This is a genomic window from Bacteroidota bacterium, from assembly GCA_013696965.1.
GTDB lineage: Bacteria > Bacteroidota > Bacteroidia > JACCXN01 > JACCXN01 > JACCXN01.
In genome coordinates this window covers 1-22,196 of the sequence record JACCXN010000042.1, presented here as the reverse complement: position 1 = coordinate 22,196, position 22,196 = coordinate 1, and the positions used below count along the sequence as shown (strand labels likewise).

The 22,196-nt window shown below is 33.8% G+C and carries 15 protein-coding genes; 8 read left to right on the top strand and 7 right to left on the bottom strand.

Translation table 11 applies throughout. The annotated features are described in order from the left end of the window. Positions 1-12: 12 nt before the first annotated feature. Both H0V01_06815 and H0V01_06810 read right to left on the bottom strand, forming a co-directional pair. Positions 13-582 carry a DUF1697 domain-containing protein gene (locus H0V01_06815; protein ID MBA2583082.1) on the bottom strand — a complete coding sequence of 190 codons (570 nt, stop codon included), beginning with the start codon at positions 580-582 and terminating at the stop codon, positions 13-15. 20 nt (positions 583-602) lie between these two features. After that, positions 603-1,502, bottom strand: coding sequence for a DMT family transporter (locus H0V01_06810; GenBank protein MBA2583081.1), 900 nt, complete (start codon positions 1,500-1,502; stop codon positions 603-605). A 99-nt stretch (positions 1,503-1,601) separates the two neighbouring features. On the opposite strand from H0V01_06810, the gene H0V01_06805 reads away from it, so the two are divergent. Continuing rightward, positions 1,602-2,732 (top strand): IscS subfamily cysteine desulfurase, encoded by a 1,131-nt coding sequence (locus tag H0V01_06805; GenBank protein ID MBA2583080.1) that lies wholly within the window; start codon positions 1,602-1,604, stop codon positions 2,730-2,732. 76 nt (positions 2,733-2,808) lie between these two features. Here the strand turns inward: H0V01_06805 and H0V01_06800 are convergent, their stop codons facing one another. The 3 genes from H0V01_06800 to H0V01_06790 form a co-directional block, all read right to left on the bottom strand. Then, on the bottom strand, positions 2,809-5,199 hold the full coding sequence (locus H0V01_06800) for a BamA/TamA family outer membrane protein (GenBank protein MBA2583079.1): 2,391 nt from the start codon (positions 5,197-5,199) through the stop codon (positions 2,809-2,811). Between the two features lie 71 nt (positions 5,200-5,270). Next, positions 5,271-10,346 carry a translocation/assembly module TamB gene (locus tag H0V01_06795; protein MBA2583078.1) on the bottom strand — a complete coding sequence of 1,692 codons (5,076 nt, stop codon included), beginning with the start codon at positions 10,344-10,346 and terminating at the stop codon, positions 5,271-5,273. Between the two features lie 207 nt (positions 10,347-10,553). After that, positions 10,554-11,543 carry a hypothetical protein gene (locus tag H0V01_06790; protein MBA2583077.1) on the bottom strand — a complete coding sequence of 330 codons (990 nt, stop codon included), beginning with the start codon at positions 11,541-11,543 and terminating at the stop codon, positions 10,554-10,556. 565 nt (positions 11,544-12,108) lie between these two features. On the opposite strand from H0V01_06790, the gene H0V01_06785 reads away from it, so the two are divergent. The 6 genes from H0V01_06785 (at position 12,109) to accC (ending at position 16,699) form a co-directional block, all read left to right on the top strand. Then, a complete protein-coding gene (locus H0V01_06785) occupies positions 12,109-12,609 on the top strand; it encodes a DUF177 domain-containing protein (GenBank protein ID MBA2583076.1) in 501 nt (166 codons plus the stop codon). Between the two features lie 16 nt (positions 12,610-12,625). Next, positions 12,626-12,814 carry a 50S ribosomal protein L32 gene (rpmF, locus tag H0V01_06780; GenBank protein MBA2583075.1) on the top strand — a complete coding sequence of 63 codons (189 nt, stop codon included), beginning with the start codon at positions 12,626-12,628 and terminating at the stop codon, positions 12,812-12,814. Between the two features lie 63 nt (positions 12,815-12,877). Beyond that, positions 12,878-13,816 carry a phosphate acyltransferase PlsX gene (plsX, locus tag H0V01_06775; protein MBA2583074.1) on the top strand — a complete coding sequence of 313 codons (939 nt, stop codon included), beginning with the start codon at positions 12,878-12,880 and terminating at the stop codon, positions 13,814-13,816. Beyond that, positions 13,816-14,814, top strand: coding sequence for a ketoacyl-ACP synthase III (locus tag H0V01_06770; GenBank protein ID MBA2583073.1), 999 nt, complete (start codon positions 13,816-13,818; stop codon positions 14,812-14,814). Before plsX ends, H0V01_06770 begins: the two co-directional genes overlap by 1 nt. Positions 14,815-14,866: 52 nt before the next feature. Next, entirely contained in the window at positions 14,867-15,343 is a 477-nt protein-coding gene (gene accB, locus H0V01_06765) for an acetyl-CoA carboxylase biotin carboxyl carrier protein (GenBank protein MBA2583072.1), read from the top strand. Positions 15,344-15,358: 15 nt separating this feature from the next. Then, positions 15,359-16,699, top strand: coding sequence for an acetyl-CoA carboxylase biotin carboxylase subunit (gene accC / locus H0V01_06760; GenBank protein ID MBA2583071.1), 1,341 nt, complete (start codon positions 15,359-15,361; stop codon positions 16,697-16,699). Positions 16,700-17,111: 412 nt separating this feature from the next. Here accC and typA read toward each other — a convergent pair whose 3' ends face one another. After that, positions 17,112-18,920, bottom strand: a complete 1,809-nt coding sequence (gene typA, locus H0V01_06755) for a translational GTPase TypA (GenBank protein ID MBA2583070.1) — start codon at positions 18,918-18,920, stop codon at positions 17,112-17,114. A gap of 177 nt (positions 18,921-19,097) precedes the next feature. Next, the gene (locus H0V01_06750) at positions 19,098-20,813 is read right to left on the bottom strand and encodes an ABC transporter substrate-binding protein (GenBank protein ID MBA2583069.1); all 1,716 of its coding nucleotides are present in this window, start codon (positions 20,811-20,813) and stop codon (positions 19,098-19,100) included. Between the two features lie 279 nt (positions 20,814-21,092). On the opposite strand from H0V01_06750, the gene H0V01_06745 reads away from it, so the two are divergent. Beyond that, positions 21,093-21,881 (top strand): hypothetical protein, encoded by a 789-nt coding sequence (locus H0V01_06745; protein MBA2583068.1) that lies wholly within the window; start codon positions 21,093-21,095, stop codon positions 21,879-21,881. Positions 21,882-22,196 lie beyond the last annotated feature (315 nt).

The window sequence follows — 22,196 nt, the reverse complement described above, 5'->3', positions numbered from 1 at the left end:
AACAGCAATAGATCATTTCTTTGGTCCTTCAACTCTTTCCTTCATTATTAAATCCAACTTTGAGGTAGTGTTCCAGTTACGTATGGTCATGCTCTTATAAACAGGATTAGAAATTAATTTATCCAAATAACTTTGTCCGGCTTTGCTTGTTATTCTTGAAAAATAAAGAACATTTGTTCCCTGATAAGACTCATCTATTCCCTCCCTTACATTTACTTTTTCCATGGCTTCTGAGGAGCTAAGTGAGTCTTTTAAAAAAAGAACATCATATTTAAATTCATCAGATTTACTACCAAATCCTTTAGGAGCCTCTTTTATTACCGCTTCAATTTGCTTTTGAGAAATTAAAACCAATTGAGATTTATAATTAAATGTTTCGGATAAAACAGTTTCTATTTTATTTGCCAATATGCTTTTCTCTTTTTCCTCCGATATAAAAAAAACATTCCCACTCTGAATGTAGGTAGTGACTTGAGTAAAACCCAATTTTTCGAAACAGGCTTTCAAATCAACCATTTTGATAATGTTATTACCACCTACATTTATTCCTCGAAGCAGTGCTATATATTGATTTTCTTGCATAATTTCTGTTTTTAAATAAATCAAACAACAATGGAACTGCCCACTTTTCTTTTTCTCATTTTGCTTTTTAGCCAACCATTTGTAAAAATAGTTGCTAAAATAATCAAAGCTCCAAGGTAAAACTCTGTAGTCATTTTTTCGCTTTCTCTGAAAATAAGATACGCCAGAATAATCCCATAAACAGGTTCAAGATTTATGGTCATGGTCACTGTGAATGGAGTTAGCTCTTTCATAATTGAAATACTAACAACAAATGCAAATGCAGTGCACACAAGTCCAAGAATCAAAAGGTAAATTAAATCATTTCCCGAAAGCGAAAACATGTTTAAATTAAAGTTTGAAGTAAACAGAAAAAAAACAGAAATACCCAAAAAGCCTCCTGCCATTTCATAAAAACTTACTGTTCCTGGATTGTATTTTGTTGCAAATTTGCCATTAATAACAGTGAAAAGCGAAGCCATTAGTGCAGAAAACAATGTATACATTATTCCCAATCGATACTGAGTTTCAAAATTAAAAATCATATAAAGTCCGAAAAGAATAATTATTCCAAAGATTGCTTCGTAAAAAATCACTTTTCTTTTAAAAAACAAAGGTTCCAGAAGGGCTGTAAATAACGTTGCAGAAGATAGCGTTACAAGTGTTACTGAAACGGTAGAAACTTTAATGGCTTCAAAAAAGAAAATCCAATGCAGGGCTATAATAATTCCTGTTAATAAAAACATGGATATTTCCTTAAAACTCAAAGGTTGTATTGCCCTTTTCATTAAAATAAAAACAAGAATTCCAATTAAGGCAATGAGCATTCTGTACCAAACCAGTTCGTCTGAGGGTATTGAAATTAGGGCTCCTAGAATGGCGGTAAAGCCATAAATAAAAACAATAAGATGTAAAAGCAGCAGGTTTTTATATTTTTTCATAATCGTAGCAGCAAATTTAGCGGAAAATAGTTTTAAATTAGTAAGATTAATATTCATTTGTAAATGATTTATAAATAGAAGATATATTAAATTTGTTTTATGAATGCAACTCCTGTTTACCTGGATTATAATTCCACTACTCCTGTTGACGAAAGGGTTCTTGAGTTAATGCTTCCTTATTTTACAAAAAAATTTGGAAATGCCTCAAGTCGCACCCATGCCTTTGGATGGGAAGCAGATGAAGCTGTTAATATCGCTCGTAACCAAGTAGCCGAACTAATAGGATGCATTGGGCAGGAAATTGTTTTTACCAGTGGCGCTACCGAATCAATTAACCTTGCTATAAAAGGAGTTTTTGAAGCGTATAAAAGCAAAGGGAATCATATAGTCACCGTTAAAACAGAACACAATTCGGTTTTGGATGTTTGCAGTACTTTAGAAAAAAGAGGAGCTAAAATTACTTACCTGGATGTGGATTCTGAGGGGTTAATTAATTTAACAGAATTAGAAAATTCAATTAGCCCACAAACTATTCTCGTTTGTGTAATGTATGCAAACAATGAAACCGGGGTAATTCAACCCATTAAAAACATTGCAGAGATTGTTCACAAAAAGGGGAGTGTTTTTTTGAGTGATGCAACTCAAGCCTTGGGTAAATTACCGGTAAATGTTGATGAATATGGGATTGACTTAATGCCTTTATCTTCGCATAAAATGTATGGGCCAAAAGGTGCTGGTGCTTTATTTATAAGAAGAAAAAATCCACGTGTAACTCTTGTTCCTCTCATTGAGGGGGGAGGACATGAAAGAGGATTGCGTTCAGGCACTTTAAATGTACCTGGGATTTTAGGACTTGGAAAAGCATGTGAATTAGCAAAAAATGAAATGGATGTTAATTTATCTATTTCACAATTAAGAGATAAGTTACAGGAAAAACTTTTGAATTTAAAAGGGGTGTCATTTAACGGCAGCATTAAATATAGACTTCCCAATACACTTAATGTTTCCTTTGATGGTTTAAAGGCTGAAAATTTAATTCTTAAAATAAAGGACTTTGCTGTTTCAACTGGTTCTGCATGCACTTCTGCATTAATTGAGCCTTCTCATGTGCTTAAGGCAATGGGCCTTTCAAATGAAAAAGCGTATAGTTCCATTCGGTTTAGTTTAGGTAAGTATACAACAGAGCAGGAAATTAATAAGCTTATAGAAAAAATGAGTGCCGTAATTTAAAAATCAGATTAATTTATATGCAGGAAATTCAACTAAATCTGCTGTTTTTTTATATTAGGTGCATGAATTATCCAAATTAAAAAGGGTATCCTATTGCAATATTCAAAACAAGACTTTGTCTTCTATATTGAGGACTTCCAAAATCTATAAGGTGAATAACCCAGCGATTGTCAATTGGTTGAAAAGGTTCTCTAAGCGGTATTCCTAAATCAAGGCGTAAAACAAAGAATTCTACATCAGCACGAAAACCAAAACCTGTACCAATGGCTATTTCATTGTAAAATTTATTAAAATTGAATTGACCACCCGGAGTGTTAGGATTCTCACGAAAAGTCCATACATTTCCTGCATCAAGAAATACAGCTCCTCTTAAAAAGCCTATTATTGGGAAACGGAATTCCAAATTGCTTTCGAGTTTTATATCTCCTGTTTGGTCAAAATACAATAGGGTGCCTCTTTCAAAAGGAATAGTATCAGAAACTGATGTGCGGTATGTTCCAGGACCTAATGAACGGGGAAGAAAGGCTCTAATGCTGTTTGCCCCTCCTATAAAAAACTGCTTTATATAAGGCAGCGTGCGGGCATTTCCATAAGCATATCCTGAACCTGCAACAAGCCTTACTACAATTCGGCTTTTTGGAGCTGTTCGATAATAATATCTGACATCCACATCACTTCTTGCATATTGAGAATAGGGTATCCCCAATACCAGGTAAGGTTTTTCTTCTGTTGGAGCTTCTTCCCTAAAAACCAGTTGACCTAAATGCATTGTATTTCCTGCTATATCCAGGTTTAATCTAAAATGATAATTGTGTTTCTTTTCCTCTAAAATTTGATCATTGTAAATAAAGGAATAAGTGCTTCCAAAAATAAGTTGATTTTCAAAACTTCTTCTTAAGATTGGATTTCTTTGCAGTATTTCTCTAAACTGATCACTTTCATTGCCTAGTCTTACATAACTTAATGAAATAGGATTCAGCTCATGTCTTTTAACTTTTGATTCATTCCAAATATAACCAAAGGAAGTATTAAAGGAGTTCAGCCAAAAGAACTGCACACGGTTGAGCATTTGATAACCAAGTAGCATTCTGGTTCGGGGAATGAAATTCATAGGCCTATCCTTATTAAAATTAAATGGTGCGATGAATCTTGGAACTTGTAATTCAGTATTTATCCCCAGTTCATATGAGTTTAACCCTCGCTGTCGTCCTGAAATTAAGGTTTCATAATTACCGCTTAAATTAACAATGAAAAGTTCTGCTCCCCTTAATAGGTTACGGTTTCGATAATTTAAACTTGCTCCTGGCCCGGCAAAATTATTTGATTTTGAAATTGCACTTAATTCAAGTCTTATTGCTCTTTTTTGAATAGGGGTGAGGTTAATAACAGCATTTAACTTTCCAGTGTCACCTTGTGCATTTAAATCAATAAACCGCACATTAACAAATTGGAAAGTTCCAAGACCCATTAAATGGCTTATAGTTACTTCGTGGTTTCTGCGTGAATAAGTTTCCCCTGGCCTTAAAAAAACAGTTCTTGCGAAAATAACAGGACGAAAATCATTGTTCCTGTCATATATTATCATGCCATTTATATGAGTAGTATCAACATCTAGGGCTGTTTTTTGCTCCTCATCTAATGAATAATTTGTATTGATGATTACATTTTTTATTTCAAAGGAAATTCTGGCATTTGCTGGAATATCTTTTTTTACTTCAACAAAAATATCTACTTCCCGGTTCCCAACTGTAGAATCAACCCTGAAAATAATATAATCGGGATTGAAATAAAAAAAGCCCATGTTTTTTAATAAAGAATCTATTCGCGTTCGCTCTGTTTTAAGCCTGGTTAAATTATATGGCTCCCCGGGTTGTGGCCTGTTTTCGTTGTCTTGCCTTATTCGCAATTCCAGCTCTTGATTGCCGGTGGGATAGGAAATGCTTCTAATTGTATAAGGTTTTTGTATTGTTGCCTTGTATTCAACTGAGGCTTTTTTGTTTTTCCTTTTTATCTCATAAGTTACTTGTGGTGTAAAATGGCCGAAATTTTCTAATCTGTTTATTAATATCTGGATGTTTGTTGTAATGGGTACATCTGAGAATAGAACTGGGGCCTCACCAAATTTATTCCTGATCCAGCTGCGGGCACCTTTCTCTTTTTTTGGTTCCCCAACTAAATTGTAAATGCTTAATTTCGGTCTTAATATCCCGAAAAGAGTAGTATTTGGTTCTGGACGAACAACACTTTTCATTTCATTAATTAATTCGGACTTATTGGGAATGTCATCATCACTTATCACCTTTATTTCTGCACCAGTATATAACTCTTCCCCTTCAGCTAAGAATCGTGTATTGCTGCATGAATTAAAGATTAGTACGAGAAGAATAAAACATACACTTTTGTAAGTAGATTTACTTTTCCATAAATTATTAATCACTAATTGTATATATGTAATAATTCCTGACATGCTTTAAAAAATCCTAGAATTCATGTTTTCGTTATTTATTTAATGCCTTAGTACTATTTTTATATTGGAAATCAATTCTTTTTATCAGGCAATTCATTGGAATTAATAAGTTCACTTGATTCATCTTTCCCCTTCTTGCCATTTCCATTTTTTCTATTCCCATTGCTTCCATTCCCATTGCTTCCATTCCCATTACTCCTTCTGAATAGATCCCTAAATCTATCAAAATCCTTGGTGAAAATCAACGACAGTCCAGTTTCAACAACATCACCATCAATTAACATTTGAAATTCATTTTTCCTAAATGCTCTTAACCTGTATCGGCCATCAGGAGTAAGATTGTATTCCACTGCTACATCACCTACAATATCACTACTCCTTTGGCTTCTGTTTCGGTCTTCTAAATCAACCCTTCCTCCAACTTCAACCCTTAAACGATCGTCAAGAAATGCTCTTTCCAAATCCACTTGTAATTCAGTAGCATCTTCATACAATTCAACATCAAATGCAATTTCAACGCCTGCCACTCGCTTTCTTGCAAACTGATTAAGTTGTTGGGTAAGAATTTTTGAAGCACTTGATCTGGCAGTGGCAGTTAATCCGCCTCCATTGGCAGCTTCAAGGGGATCGGGTGGTAAAAACCTGTTTAGAACCAATAGGGCGAAAACTTGTTTATTCAACTCATTTTCCTGTTCATTTAAAATTTGAAGACGCCTGTTTACTGTTCCGTCCATAACCCCTTTTCTATCATATGGCAATTCTATATTAAAATCTATCTCCGGTTTAAGCATACTTCCCCGCATGTTTAAATAAACCTCAAAGGGTAAAGGTTGGTTTAATGATCTTTGTTGCTGATCATCTGTTGCTCCAAGTTGACTCTCCATAAGGGCTGAAGGAGAGGTTCTTATAGTGTAAATGGCAGAAATATTTACAACTGCATTTAATGGATCCCCTGTCCATGTTATTGTACTTCCTGGTTTAATTGCGAAATCTCTTTTTACTAAATCATAAAAAGAAAGTCTGTAATTACCCTCATTTATTTCATAAATCCCGGTTAAGGTCATTGCTCCTGCAGGATCCATACTAAAACTCATTGTTCCACCTCCTATAACTTCAATAAAATCACCAGTGGCAGGGTCTATAACAATCCGTAATTTTGTTTCCTTATCAATAGTTATATTGGCACTTAAATCAATTCCTCTGATTTCGGTACGGATAGTATCCTTTGGTTCAGTTTTGTTCATAATTGAATTTATAGAATCTTTATCTACAATAATAAATTCTACAATTCCCTCCCTTTCTATTACAGCAATTTCATCTGCCGGAATAATGTATGTAAGATCAGAGCCATCCTTTAAATTAATACGTGCATTTATTACAGGCTGATCTAAATTACCTCTAATCCTTAAATCACTCTCAACAATGATAGTTCCGTAGTATTGTTCATTTGAAGTTTCCGATGTGTTTAGAGCCAAAAAATTAGCTGTTGTTACATTTAGGTCAAAAAACATTTGCCTGTAATCTTTGGTTAATATGTAACCATTAATCACAGCTGCATTTGAAGCAGTATCCATTAAAGTTACTGACCTGAAATTTATTCCTTTTTTATCAAAAAAGATAAGCTCATCCTTTAAAGTAAAATAAGAATTCAAACTCACCAGGTTAAAGCCGGTTTTCTGAAAATTTAATGTTCCGTCAATATCCGGATCATCTACCGTTCCTGTAATTAACAGATTGCCTCTCATGCTTCCGGATAGTTCAGTTATGCTTTGTTCAACAAAGGGTTTGACGGTTCCTAGTTCCAAATTCCTTACATCTAAAATAAAATCAAGTTTTTGTGTTTGCTGGGCATAAGTACCTTCAATTTTAATTTCATTGCCTTTTCCTTCAATTGATGCATTAATAGTATACAAATCTTCCTTGCGGTTATGTGCATGAATCTTTACATCACCTATGGTATCTGTTTTATAACTTAAATTTGCAATTGATAAATCAGATAAAAATGCGATATGTTCTTGCTGAAATCCCATTATTTCAACTTGGCCATCAATAATTCCCCTATACAAAGGTTCATTGTCCTTTTCAATAATTTCAGATAAACTTTTAACATTAAAATTATTAAAAACAATTTCTAATGTGTCTGATGGAATCCTTCCTTTTATATTTATTGAAAGCATTTGATTGTCTTTTTCTAGAACCAGGTTATGTATTGCAAAACCTTGATCAGTAATTTTGATATTATTATCGGAAGGAAGATTCCATGGAGCATAGTTTAAAATAACCTGGCCGGGCAGTAAATGCAATGTAAACTCATTTTCAATGCTTTTTACCAAGGCCGTAAATCCAAACTTCTCGTTGTTGTTTTCATCAATAATTTTAAACCGGGTACTTATTAAATCACCTGCAATGGTTCCGGTTAAAGAAGGATTTTGAAGTATTAAGGAAGGATTTGAAATCTCATTCAGAAAAATCGAATAAGTCAGACCCTTATCGCTGGAATTAATATTTAATACCAGTGAATCAACAGTGATTTGCTCATATACAACAAGGGGAGCTTTAATTTGAAGGTTTATACTGGAAGCAAGACTATTGTAACTTCCTTTTATTTCTATTTTTTGTAATTCCTGTAAACCTGGTACAAGAATATCCTTTAGGATTAAAGCTTCAGAAACAGAAATTTCAAATTTGAAATCCTGTGGCTTTAGTTTTTGCTCATCAATGGTTTCACTTAAATGCAAATCGAAGTAACTGTTGATTTGATTTTGAATAACTTTCCCTAATTCCGAAGGATTGATTGTTCCCGCAAATCGAGCTGCAAAAAAGTCGGAATTCAAGGTAACAATTTTTTGCTTTTCTTCTTTAACAGAAACAAAAAGTAATGAGTCAATACGATAAGGTTGATTGTTTTTAATGATTAAAACATCGCGAATGCCAATATTTCCAGTGAGATCATCAATATTGTTTCCTTCAATATGCGCTGATAAAACTCCTTGAAGCAGAATGTCTTCCTTAGAAAAATTCAAAGCTTTTAAATCAGCTCCCTTGAGGTTAATATTGGCAGTAATATTTGGTAATTCCTTGCTATAATCAACATTGCCATCAAAATCAAATGCAAGGTTTTCATCCTCCAGCTTGATTATACCAGAAAAATTCTGTTGCTGAAAAAGACCGTTAATTCTTAAATCGTTGTATTCATAATTATTTACAACTGCTTTTTTTACAGTGGCATCCACATTTGCCACCATATTTTCAAGAGTTAAACCAGACCCTTTAAGGGATGCAACCAACTCAATTTTCCCAAGTAATTCTTCCTGTTTTAGAAATTTCCCTGCATCCAGGTTTATAACTGAAAGATGGGCCCAATAATCACCGGTTTTAAAAAGTGTATCTGACTTTAACACCACATCAGCATTTATACTTCCGAGGGAAGTATTTAAGTTCATGGCGCTATTAAAATCAGTGATAGTTCCCTTGAAATTCCCATTTAAAGCAATAATTTCTGGAATAGTAATTTCTTTAGGTAATAATGTGTCAGGAACTATAGCGGTTAAATCACCTCTGGTGGTATTTAATAGGATGGTATCAAAATTAAAAAAGGCTTGTTTGTTATTTGGTAAACCTTTAATACTGCCATTAACAGAAATGTTTGTTGAGGGAGAATATCCCAGAGTGAAATTTTTAAGCCGTATATCTGAGAAAAGGCCCTCTATCTTGCCATTAAGGGTGATTTTTTTATCCTTATTATCAACAAAAAATTGATTTTTTGCAAGTCCAGAATCAAAATAAACCAAATCTTTAAATCCTACATGTGAATCTTCGAGTTTTACATTCATATATAATGCACTCAGATTATCTGAAATAGCATCCATGGAAGGATAATTCAGTTCCAAATGATTGCCAAGGATACTTTCCCCGGTTTCTAAATATAAATCGCTGAATTGAATTCCTTGTGGATTTAAAGTGAAAAGAGTTTTTAATTCCCTGATTTCAAAACCGCTTTTGTCCTTTAATGTTAAGTGATTTAGCTTGGCATGAATGCTATCCTCGTGGAAATAAATATTAGTTGCATTAAAATTAAAATTTGAAACCATAAGATTATTGAAATCAATTCCTTCTGCAAGTTCTGGCTCTGCTTTATTCTGGTATTTGAATGCGATTTCTGAAAGATCGATTTGATTTAATTTTGCCATCCATGGCAACTGCTCAATAGTTTTATCAGTTACTTCTGTTGAATGTTCATTCCTTGGGGCATAGGTGGAATAGAATACATCAGCTTTTTGAAGTGATATTCTATCCAGTTCTACAATTTGAGTGGAAAGGTTAAGATTAAGTTCCTCAGCCCCAAACCTGGCCATATAAAAACCCAGGTTTTGATCTCCATTAATATCTTTATAAGAGATATTAATGTTTTCCATGTTAATGTTGTTTACTAAAATCACAGGAAGTGAACTTTCTAAATCAGGTTCTACTGTTTCGGGGTCTTTATTATTAGATTCATAAACTAAATGTACACCCTTTAAGAAAACAGCATCGATTAAATACGCCTGGTTTTCAAGGTCAAGTTCATCTATATCGATAGTTAAATAATCTAGGCTTGTGTTTATTTTGGTTTGTAGAAATTGATCATCCAATGTAAAATATATGTTTTTCAATTCTACTTGCTGAATCGAAAAATCCCAGGCTTTTCCTTTCTCTTCAGTTTTTATTTCATCTTTCTGGTCATTAACAAAAGCTTGAATGATAAAGTCAAAATTATAGGAGCTATCAACAATTGATTTTTGAATGTGAGCAGTACAATGTTCAAGATAAATTGAATTTATTTCAACACGATTTTTTAAAAGAGAGAAAAAATCAAGATTTACTTTTAAATCATTGCTGTACCACAATGTATCTTGGTGTAAGCTTTCAATGTATATCTTCTTTATTTGAATTGATTTGGGAAGATTCAAAGTGATTTTTGCAATTTCCACTTTTGTGTCAAGTGTTTTTGTAAGATAAGCAGCGGTGTATGATCCTAGTTTTTTTTGTACACCGGGAATTTTAAGTATTAAAAACAAAAACACAAAAAGTCCTACTAGTGAACCTGTTATCCAGCCGATTATCTTTAATAATATAAAAAAATAATTTCCGGCCTTTTTTGTATCCATTCTGTTAGTATAACAATTTTTTGGCAAATCAAAAAGAAGGATTCAAATTTATTGCCAAATCTCAAACTGTCTTCAGATCATCTTACGGGGGTAAAAAATTTCTGTAATTAGCATTTAAAATCTAATTGAGAAACATTTTCTACCATTGGGGGAACTACCTTAGAAAAGCAAGCTGCAAAAATACTTTTTTTAATAAATATCCCTTATTTACTTATAAATAAGAGGGTGAAAAAGTACATCCTCGCATTTGTTGTAAATAATATGATCAAGCTCCAAAAGCGATGCTAGGGCAACTTGAGAATAATTTTGCGAAGCATTTCCAAATCCTTTGTACTTAGTTTGCCAAAGTTGTGTTATTAAGTTCATATCTCCGGTAAGCGGTTGTATAATATTAACGGCACCACTTACATTTCCTGCTCCAGCATGATAAATGTGCAAAACCAACAACCTGAACCACAAATCAGTTTCATTATAACTTATATTGTGCCTTAATAAAATATCTTTTGCTTGGGGAATACATACTGTACGAATAAGTTTTGCAGAGGCTGCTGCTGATTTGTCAAAATCTGTCCGTTCATCCACCACGCTATTAACCTTCATTCCCATTTGTATGGCAACGCTTTTCATTAGTTGAAAAGACCCGCAAGCCCCAACATTTGATTTTGCGCATTTCCCCGGACTCTCTATGAGCAATATGGTTTGGGCGAAAAAAGGATCAGTTTTTTCCTGTTCAAAAATAAATATTCCTTTATCAATAGTTTGAATTGCGCCCTCAAAATCATAAAAATCTCCTTTGCCTCTTGAAAAGAAAATTTTATCTTCAATACCCAAATTATGAACCCTTCTAACACTGTCCCTGTATGCCTCTTTTTTTTCAGGCGATTGTTTTTCCCAGCCACTATTAGAAAACAATTCAATAATCTGCCTGCTACTGCTAATATTGATTATTCCTGAATCTGGAGAAAGTTTGATTAGTGTTCTCCAAAATTTAGTCTGGGCAAGTGTATCCCACCTTTGAACATATAATTGAGGAATTTGTATAAAAAATCTCCCCAGTGAATCATTGACATTTTTCACTTCCATTTTATCAAAGCCAATTCCGGCCAAAGGCACTATAGCAATTGGTTCAGTTGGAGTGTCCTTTGAGGGAAACCAGGATAAAATTGAAAAAAAAGGAAGAAATATCAGGTATTTCATATGTATATAATTTGTTTTTTAACTGTCATATGGTAAAGCCATGTTATATTCATTGCTGTTTGTGCACAGTTCGGTGCATGGCTATTTCATATGTATATAATTTGTTTTTTAAAGGCCATCCCGATTTATCGGGATAGCCATGTTATATTCATTAGCGTTTGTGAACGTTTGGTGCATGGCTATTTCATATAAGTAAAAGATTAAATAATATTAATATCGAGTTGCATTGGGTTCACTAAATTATTCAATCTTATACGGTAAAAGTCAAAAACAATTACACTTTATTGAAAATATATTCTTAAATAGTTTTTTACAATGCAAAAATACAATTTTCAACGGGAATTCGAAAATTGTTTGGACTCTTTAAAGATTTTTCTTTTTTTTGTGAAATTCAAGGTTTTGCCAACATAAATGAACTGGGGTGAATATTTTTAAATTAATAGCAAAATTCATACCTGGTTTTCAGGGAGATATTCATAGGTTAACAGGCAATATCTGATTAAATTTAATGTTTTTATGACAAGCATTAAATTTTTTTTATTAACTTTGCCAACTTTATTTTAAAATGTTTGATCTTAATCAATTATCAATTCCCTTTGTTGGATTAAAAGATGGGGAATATCAGTATAAGTACGCAATTAATGAATCGTTTTTTGAGGAGCTTGAATATTCAGAAATAAAAAAAGGAATTTTTAATATTGATCTTTTTTTATTGAAACAAAGCAATATGCTTACCCTTAATTTTGAAATTGAAGGAAAAGCTATTGTAGAATGCGACAGGTGTTTGGATGAACTTGAAATTTCAGTGCAAACCAAACGCAGGTTGTTTGTTTCATTTGGAGAGGCAACCCATGAGGAAACGGATGAGGTGTTTGTTTTATCTTATAATGAGCAGGAGTTAAATGTTTCACAATTTATTTATGAATACATTGTTCTTGCAATTCCTTTGATAAATAGTCATCCAGAGGGAGAATGCAATCCGGAAATTGTTAAAAAACTGGAAGAGCTTAAACCAAAAATTAACAACAGTGATCCCCGATGGGATATATTAAATAAACTTAAATAACTAAAATTAACATAAAATGGCACATCCTAAACACCGGATCTCCAAATCGAGAAGAGACAAGAGAAGAACTCACGATAATGCAGTACCTCCAACAATTGCTTTTTGCCCAACAACTGGTGAACCACATCTTTATCACAGAGCTCACTGGCATGAAGGAAAACTTTACCATAAGGGCAAAGTTGTAATGGAAAAGCAACAACAATAGATAATCCTTTTTGAATAAAAACCAGGAATTTTTATTTCCGTTTATTCATTATTGGGGAAATAGATGAAAATAGGTCTAGATATTATGGGCGGGGATTTTGCACCTGAGGTAACCACCAAAGGTGCAATTCTTGCTTTTAAGCAACTCCCTTCTGAGGTTAAAATCGTATTAATCGGTAATGCCGATTTATTTGTTCCAATCCTCAACGCTTCGGGAGTTTCTCCTGATAACTTTGAAATTGTACATACTACAGAAGTTATCGAAATGGGAGAACACCCTACAAAATCATTTAGCAAAAAACAAGATTCCAGCATTGCCGTAGGCTTTAGCATGTTGAAAGAAAAAAGAATTAACAGCTTTGCAAGCGCTGGTAACACGGGTGCTATGCTTGTTGGTTCTGTTTATTCTGTTAAGCCTGTTTCCGGTGTCATCAGGCCTTGTATAACCTCAGCCCTTCCCAAGGAAAATGGCAAAGTGGGTATTATTCTGGATGTTGGTGCTAACGCAGATTGCAAACCCGATGTACTCTATCAGTTCGGTTTACTGGGTTCTCTTTATGCCAAACATATTTTTGGTATAAATAATCCTCGAGTGGGATTGATGAATATTGGAGAGGAAGAAAAAAAAGGAAATCTTTTAACCCAGGCAGCCCATGAACTGATGAAAGAAACCACGGAATTCAATTTTATTGGAAACATTGAAGGCCGTGATATTTTCAATGAAGATATTGATGTAATGGTATGTGATGGGTTTACGGGTAACATTATTTTAAAAGAGGCTGAAGCATTTTATAACCTGATAAAGCGAAGAGGAATTACCGATGAATTTTTTGAACGTTTTAACTATGAAAATTACGGAGGTTCCCCTATTTTAGGGATAAATGCCAATGTTATAATTGGCCACGGAATATCCAATGAATTAGCAATTAAAAATATGCTGATTTTATCCAAAGAGATAGCTGATGCAAACCTTTCAGATAAAATTAAAGAAGCTTTTCAATAATGACAAAGATTAGAGCTGCTATTACAGCAGTACAAGGCTATTTGCCAGATTATGTACTGACTAATAAAATTCTTGAAACAATGGTAGATACTTCTGAGGATTGGATTGTTTCAAGAACCGGAATTAAAGAGAGAAGGATATTAAAGGGATTAGGAAAAGCAACCTCTGATATGGGAGCTGAGGCAGTAAGAATGCTGTGTGAAAAAAGAGGAATCTCTCCTGAGGAAATCGATTTGGTTATCTGCGCTACAGTTACTCCGGATATGATTTTTCCTGCTACTGCAAATATTATTTGTGATAAAGTTGGTGCCAAAAATGCATGGGGATATGATCTTGCTGCTGCCTGTTCAGGCTTTCTTTTTGCACTTGCAACCGGAACTCAATTCATTGAATCTGGGAAACACAAAAAAGTGGTAATAGTTGGAGCAGATAAAATGTCCTCTATTGTTGATTACACCGACCGTACAACCTGTGTCCTTTTTGGTGATGGTTGCGGTGCTGTTTTACTTGAACCCAATAATGAGGGCTTTGGGATTTTAGATTCAATACTAAAATCAGATGGATCTGGAAGAACTTATTTACATCAAAAAGCTGGTGGTTCGTTAAAACCGGCAAGTATTGAGACAGTGAATGCCAAGGAACATTTTATATTCCAGGAAGGCCAGCCGGTTTTTAAGGCTGCTGTTAAAGGAATGGCTGATGTTTCGGTAGAAATTATGGAAAAGAATAATCTTCAGGCTGATGATGTTTCATTTCTTGTTCCTCATCAGGCAAATAAAAGAATTATAGATGCCACAGCAAAAAGAATGGGCATTGGTATGGAAAAGGTTATGCTTAACATTGAAAAATATGGTAACACAACTTCTGGAACAATTCCACTGTGCTTATGGGATTGGGAAAAGGAATTAAAAAAAGGGGACAACATTGTTTTGGCTGCCTTTGGAGGTGGTTTTACCTGGGGAGCTATTTATGTTAAATGGGCTTACGATACAAAATAGGATTCAACATTGCATATTTTTATATCTTTACCGAAATTTTTAAAGGAAAATTATGGACATAAATGAAATTCAAGCCCTGATAAAATTTGTCGCCAAATCAGGTGTGACTGAAGTAGAACTCGAAACAAAAGGATTTAAGATAGTAATTAAAACAAAGCCAGAGCAAGTAATGATGGCCTCGCCTGTTCAGATGATGCAACAAGCTCCTCAACAACTTGCTTCACATCAGGCTCCTGCTCCACAGGCTGCTCCTGCAGCGGTGGCTACTCCTGTAAGTGATGAGAGTAAATATATTGCTATTAAATCCCCAATGATTGGAACTTTCTATCGTTCTTCAGGACCAGACAAGCCTTCTTTTATAAGTGTGGGAGATGAAATACAACCAGGAAAGGTAATTTGCATTATAGAAGCGATGAAGCTTTTTAACGAAATTGAATCCGATATTGCAGGTAGAATTGTTAAAGTGCTTGTAGATGACGGAAAGCCTGTAGAATATGACCAGGTATTGTTTTTAGTTGAACCGGCATAAATAAAAGATTCTTCTATGTTTAAAAAAATACTTATCGCCAATAGGGGAGAAATAGCCCTTAGAATAATTCGCACTTGCAAGGAAATGGGTATTCATACAGTAGCTGTATATTCAACTGCTGATAAGGAAAGTCTTCATGTGAAATTTGCTGATGAAGCAGTTTGTATTGGACCTGCACCAAGCAAAGATTCTTATTTAAAGATTCCTAATATTATATCCGCAGCAGAAATTACAAACTCCGATGCAATACATCCTGGATATGGTTTTTTATCAGAAAATGCTAAATTTTCTAAAATTTGCCAGGAACACGGAATTAAATTTATTGGAGCTTCTCCCGAAATGATAAACGGAATGGGAGATAAGGCATCAGCTAAAGCCACAATGATTAAAGCTGGTGTTCCAACTGTTCCCGGATCTGTTGGGATTCTAACAGATATTGAAACCACAAAGAAAACAGCAAAAAAAGTTAAGTACCCTGTTATTTTGAAAGCAACTGCAGGAGGCGGAGGCAAGGGAATGCGTATTGTTTGGAAAGAGGAAGATATTGAAGCAGCATGGGATTCTGCAAGACAGGAAGCAGCAGCAGCATTCGGAAATGACGGAATGTACATGGAGAAATATATCGAAGAGCCAAGACATATTGAAATTCAAATTGTTGGTGATCAATTCGGTAAAGTATGCCATTTGTCTGAAAGAGATTGTTCCATTCAACGCAGGCATCAAAAGCTTGCTGAAGAAACTCCATCACCTTTTATGACTGATGAATTGCGTCATGCAATGGGAGAAGCTGCTATTAAAGCTGCATCGGCTGTAAATTATGAAGGGGTAGGTACTGTTGAATTTCTTGTAGATAAACACCGCAACTTTTATTTCATGGAAATGAATACCCGAATTCAGGTTGAGCATCCAATAACAGAAGAGGTTATCGATTATGATCTTATAAGGGAACAAATCCTGGTGGCTGCAGGTATTCCTATTTCCGGAAAAAATTATTTTCCTCAAATGCATGCAATTGAATGTCGCATTAATGCTGAGGACCCATACAATGATTTTAGACCTTCACCAGGAAAAATAACAACATTGCATACTCCTGGCGGACATGGAATACGTGTTGATTCCCACATTTATGCTGGATATACTATACCTCCAAATTATGATTCCATGATTGCCAAGTTAATAACTGTTGCTCAAACCAGGAAAGAGGCCATAGCAAAAATGCACAGGGCTTTGAGTGAATTTGTAATCGAAGGAATTAAAACAACTATCCCTTTTCATATTAAACTTATGGAAAATGAGGATTTTATCAGTGGAAATTACACTACCAAATTCCTAGAGAATTTCGACATTAAAAAGTAAAAAAACATCTTTTAGAATAACAAATAAATTATTCTAAAGGATGTTTTTCGAAAACTTTCAAAAAAAAGCACACTCCTTAATAATTAAAACCGATTTGATTAGCAGTATTAAGAATAATAGCATTTGCCAACCATTTCTATTAGGCTAATTTTATTGCAATTTCTAATTTGAATTTTTAAAATGAGTTAACCATTTCTACAACTTATTTTTTTAAATCGGTATTTAGAAATAAAATGCTCAATGGATTAAAACAGCGATTCAAACCCCTTTTAACTTTTCTGTATGCTGTTAAAAATTCACTAAAAAACCGTCTCAAAATTTTACTTTTGAAACGGTTAATTATTATTACAATTCCTTCAACCTTATTTAATCATTCTACTAGTTTAGAGTAAAATAACAAGGACTTAAATAGTTATGACATTATTTTTTTTTGTGTCCGCTTTCTTTCGTTTTCATCCAATACTATTTTTCTTAGTCTCATAGACTTTGGAGTAATTTCAACATATTCGTCCCTTTGAATATATTCAAGTGCTTCTTCAAGAGAAAACTTAACAGCAGGTGCTATGCTCACTTTGTCATCAGATCCTGATGCACGCATGTTAGTTAATTTTTTTGTTTTGGTAATATTTATTACAAGATCATCAGGTCTTGAATTCTCACCAATAACTTGTCCTGTATAAATTTCTTCAGTTGGATCAACAAAAAATCTTCCCCTGTCTTGCATTTTATCAATTGCATAAGGAATAGCCGTTCCATTTTCCATTGAAATTAAAGAACCATTAATTCTGCCTTGAATAACGCCTTTCCAAGGTTCATATCCTTTGAAACGATGAGCCATAATTGCTTGGCCAGTTGTTGCAGTAAGGATATTGTTCCTCATACCTATTATTCCTCTTGCAGGAATTTCAAATTCAAGGTGAATCAAATCTCCTTTAGGTTCCATGATTTTCATTTCCCCCTTACGCATACTTACCTGTTCAATAACTTTACCAGAAAATTCTTCAGGAACATCAATGGTTAAAGCTTCAATTGGTTCGCATTTTTGTCCATCAATTTCTTTAATGATAACCTGAGGTTGTCCAACTTGGAATTCATATCCTTCTCTTCTCATTGTTTCAATTAACACCGATAAATGCAAAATCCCCCTTCCAAAAACAAGAAAAGAATCAGCAGATTCAGTATCTTCAACACGAAGAGCAAGGTTTTTTTCAGTTTCCTTTTTCAAACGCTCTCTAAGATGGCGTGATGTAACAAACTTACCTTCCTTACCAAAAAACGGTGAATTGTTTATGGTAAAAAGCATATTCATAGTTGGCTCGTCAATGGAAATCGGTTTTAATGCCTCAGGATTTTCAATATCAGCAATTGTATCTCCAATTTCAAAACCTTCAATACCCATTACAGCACATATCTCTCCGGCATTTACCTGAGTTACTTTCAGCTTTCCTAAGCCTTCAAATAAGTAAAGTTCTTTTATCCTTGATTTAACAATTTTTCCATCTCTTTTAACAAGAGATACTGGCATATTTTCATTTAATGTTCCGCGAAGTAATCTTCCAATAGCAATACGACCTACAAAAGATGAATAATCAAGAGAGGTAATTTGCATTTGAGGTGAACCATGGTAAGCAGGCGCAGCAGGAATAGATTCCAAAATAGCATCAAGCAAAGCGGTGATATCCGTTGTTGGATTTTTCCAGTCAGTACTCATCCAGCCTTCTTTAGAAGAACCATAGATTGTTGGGAAATCAAGCTGTTCCTCAGTGGCACCTAGATTGAACATAAGATCAAATACTCCATCCTGAACTTCGTCAGGTCTGCAATTCGGCTTATCCACCTTGTTAATTACAACAATAGGCTTAAGGCCCATTTGAATGGCCTTTTGCAACACAAAACGAGTTTGAGGCATTGGTCCTTCAAAAGCATCAACAAGTAAAAGAACCCCATCCGCCATGTTTAATACTCTTTCAACCTCGCCTCCAAAGTCAGCGTGGCCAGGAGTATCAATTATATTTATTTTATTTCCTTTATATCTAACAGAAACGTTTTTGGCTAGGATAGTAATTCCTCTTTCTCTTTCAAGGTCATTATTATCTAATATTAATTCTCCGGAATGTTGATTCTCACGGAAAAGCTGGCATTGATGTAGTATTTTATCTACAAGAGTTGTCTTGCCGTGGTCAACGTGTGCTATAATAGCAATATTTCTTAAATTCTGCATTTTGTGTTATTAATTTCTTTAATTGGGCTGCAAAAGTAGCTTTTTTTATTTTTATTTTGTTGAAAAATTTAATTTTCTTACTATTTAACGCAAAATAGTGAAAAGAATTACCATTAAATAAAAAACCTGCTATAAAAAATAAAGCAGGTTTTTAAGCAATAAGTTCCATTTATAGAGTTACTTATCCTTATATACTTGGGAGAAGTCCCAATAATTAATTGGATTAGGATGAAAATTACGGACATTTGATTGATACAATCTGTATTTTTCGTCATACCAAAGCACCATTACGGGAGCCTCTTCAATCATCAATTGTTCCGCTCTTAAAAAAAAGTTGTAACTCTCCCTTTGATTCACAGTATTAACTCCAGCTTGAAATAAACTATCAAATTTCGTATTTACAAACCTGGTAGTATTTGGAAAAGAAGGAAGATCATTAGACAAAGGCACCCCTGTTCCATAAAACATGGAAAGAAAACTCTCAGGGCTTGGATAATCAGCAATCCATGCAGATCTCGTTATGTCCCCTTTAGCATATTTTGAATTTTCTATCAAAGTTGAATAAGGCAAAATTTCAAGTTCAATATCTACATTTAATACTTTCTTTATTTGTCTTGAAAATTCCAAGGCAACAGCGGTATTTTTTGATTCTCCAGAAGATATACTTAATTTAATTGAAGGGAAATTTTTTCCATTTGGATATCCTGCCTCCGAAAGCAATTTTCTTGCCTTTTCAGGATCAAAGTCATATCCTTTAATAGCAGTTATATCATATCCAATAAAAGATGGTGGTGAAATTCCATGAATACCGGGGCCAAAAGCTTCGCCTAAAATCACATCATTAAAAATGCGATTTTTATCAACAGCGTATGAAAATGCCTGGCGTAAACGCTTATCTTTAAAAATTGAATTTGTTGTGTTAAATTCATAAAATTGTGTTACTAGTTCAAGTGATCTGTCCAAAATGTAATTCGGGGGGTCCAACTTAAAATCGCCAATCTGATTTTCAACAACTTCCCTTATAGATTCAGAAGGTAAACCAATTATCAAATCAACCTTCTTTGCTTGAAAAGCAACAAGCTCTTCTTTTTTTGATTCAATAAAGCTAAATTCTATAGAATCAAGATAAGGCAATTGATTTCCGAGAACATCATACCCATGATACATTGAATTTCTTGTTAGAATAAGATTTCCAGAATTATTATTTTGGCTGTACATAAAGGGTCCTGTTCCAATGGTGAGCATATGGCCATAATGTTTTACGGCCTCCTCTGCAAGTATTACCATTGAAGGGCTCGCAAGAATGTAAAGGAAAGTGGAATTCGGACTATTTAAAAACAATTGAAATGTATAATCATCAATTACTTTAATACCTGAAAGTTCGGGTTTGGATTCTAAAACAGAAGATTCATAAAATTCATCCGCTCCTTTTAGTTTTCCTTTTAAAGTAAAGTTAAATGAATGGTTAAATGGACTTGGAGTTGACAATAACTCAAATGTATATTTAATATCAGAAGCTTTTAATTCACGTCCTTTGCCTTGGGCAAAACATTGATCATCATGAAAAAAAACTCCTTTTTTAAGTGTAAATGTATAAATTGTTCCACTCGAATCAATCTCCCATTTAGTTGCTAAAGAGGGTAAAATAGAAAGATCTTTAGAATCAAATTTAACCAAACCTTCATAAATTTGTGACGAAACATGTGAAGACACTAAATCCGTAATATAAGGTGGATAAAGTGAAATCATGGGTCGGTTTTTGTTGATTCTTAAAGTACCACCATACACTACATTTCCTTTAACTGATCTAGGTTTATTTTCTTCAACAGAGGGTGATGTGCAAGAAAATAAAAGGGACAATAGAAAAATTGGTATAAGTATATTCTTTTTCATGAAATCATATATAAATCAACAGCAAGGTTAATAATAGGAAGTTAAAATTCCAAATTTTGATGCATTTATTTTATGGTTTTGGATAATTAATAATTATTCAATTAATTTGTAACATGTTATTTGTTGTATTTGTAATCTAAAACCAAACTTTTTCTATAAAAAAAATGGAAATGTCGATTTTTTTTTACAATTTTGCTTTGAATTCTTAAAAGAAGAACCTATTATTGCATACTTAAAATAAAATGTCCTAATAATGGGCGATTTAGATTTTTTAATTTTATGAGAATAATTTTCACAATATTCGTCCTTGTATTTTCAATTGTATCCGCAAAAGCAGCCGGTGTAATAGTTTTAGAAGGCAATTACCAAGGCAAGAATCTTTATATTCAAAATCCTTTTGCTGGATCAAGTGTGGGTTTTTGTGTTTTTGAAGTTCGAATTAATGACAGGGTAACTGCCGATGAAACGAATTCGAGCGCATTCGAAATTGATTTTTCTTCATTTCAACTTGAACTTGGGGCCGCAGTAGTTGTCAAAATTATGCACAAGGACGATTGCAAACCAAAGGTACTTAACCCAGAGGTTTTAAAACCAAAAAGCACTTTTGAGGTAGTTAATATTAAGATAGAAAAAGAAGATATTGTTCAATGGTCAACCAAAGGAGAAACCGGAAAATTGCCTTTTGTTATTGAACAATACAGATGGAATAAGTGGATAAATGTTGGAGAAGTTGAAGGCAAAGGAACGCCAGGAGCAAATGAATATTCATTTAAAGTTGCGCCCCATTCAGGAGAAAACCAATTCAGAGTAAAACAAGTAGATTATACTGGTAAACCAAGATACTCGCCTACAACTAAGTTTAGATCAATGTCAGCAGAGGTGTCTTTCAGTCCTTTAAAAGTGTCTAAAGAAATAGTCTTTACTACTGAAACCATGTTTGAAATTTATGACAACTATGGAAATATTGTTAAGAAAGGATTTGCATTAAATGTGGATGTGGGTAATTTAACCAAAGGCATTTACTATATTAATTTTGATAGTAAAATGGATCAGTTTATGAAAAAATAAATTTCAAATACTTCAGAAGAATATGAAATAGCCATGCACGAACAGTGCACAAATACTAATGAATATAACATGGCTATCCCGATAAATCGGGATGGCCTTTAAAAAACAAATTATATACATATGAAATAGCCATGCACCGAACTGTGCACAAACAGCAATGAATATAACATGGCTATACCAAATGACAGTTAAAAAACAAATTATATACATATGAAATAGCCATGCACGAACCGTTCACAAACGCTAATGAATATAACATGGCTATACTATATGACCTTTAAAAAACAAATTATATACATATGAAATAAAGGCACG

Bases quoted from the DNA above. Each gene is read 5' to 3' on its own strand.
- plsX (MBA2583074.1), top strand. From the start codon at position 12,878: ATGAAAATAGGTCTAGATATTATGGGCGGGGATTTTGCACCTGAGGTA.
- typA (MBA2583070.1), bottom strand. From the start codon at position 18,920: ATGCAGAATTTAAGAAATATTGCTATTATAGCACACGTTGACCACGGC.
- rpmF (MBA2583075.1), top strand. From the start codon at position 12,626: ATGGCACATCCTAAACACCGGATCTCCAAATCGAGAAGAGACAAGAGA.
- H0V01_06810 (MBA2583081.1), bottom strand. From the start codon at position 1,502: ATGAAAAAATATAAAAACCTGCTGCTTTTACATCTTATTGTTTTTATT.
- H0V01_06805 (MBA2583080.1), top strand. From the start codon at position 1,602: ATGAATGCAACTCCTGTTTACCTGGATTATAATTCCACTACTCCTGTT.
- H0V01_06745 (MBA2583068.1), top strand. From the start codon at position 21,093: ATGAGAATAATTTTCACAATATTCGTCCTTGTATTTTCAATTGTATCC.
- H0V01_06770 (MBA2583073.1), top strand. From the start codon at position 13,816: ATGACAAAGATTAGAGCTGCTATTACAGCAGTACAAGGCTATTTGCCA.
- H0V01_06815 (MBA2583082.1), bottom strand. From the start codon at position 582: ATGCAAGAAAATCAATATATAGCACTGCTTCGAGGAATAAATGTAGGT.
- H0V01_06750 (MBA2583069.1), bottom strand. From the start codon at position 20,813: ATGAAAAAGAATATACTTATACCAATTTTTCTATTGTCCCTTTTATTT.
- accC (MBA2583071.1), top strand. From the start codon at position 15,359: ATGTTTAAAAAAATACTTATCGCCAATAGGGGAGAAATAGCCCTTAGA.
- H0V01_06795 (MBA2583078.1), bottom strand. From the start codon at position 10,346: ATGGATACAAAAAAGGCCGGAAATTATTTTTTTATATTATTAAAGATA.
- H0V01_06800 (MBA2583079.1), bottom strand. From the start codon at position 5,199: ATGTCAGGAATTATTACATATATACAATTAGTGATTAATAATTTATGG.
- accB (MBA2583072.1), top strand. From the start codon at position 14,867: ATGGACATAAATGAAATTCAAGCCCTGATAAAATTTGTCGCCAAATCA.
- H0V01_06790 (MBA2583077.1), bottom strand. From the start codon at position 11,543: ATGAAATACCTGATATTTCTTCCTTTTTTTTCAATTTTATCCTGGTTT.
- H0V01_06785 (MBA2583076.1), top strand. From the start codon at position 12,109: ATGTTTGATCTTAATCAATTATCAATTCCCTTTGTTGGATTAAAAGAT.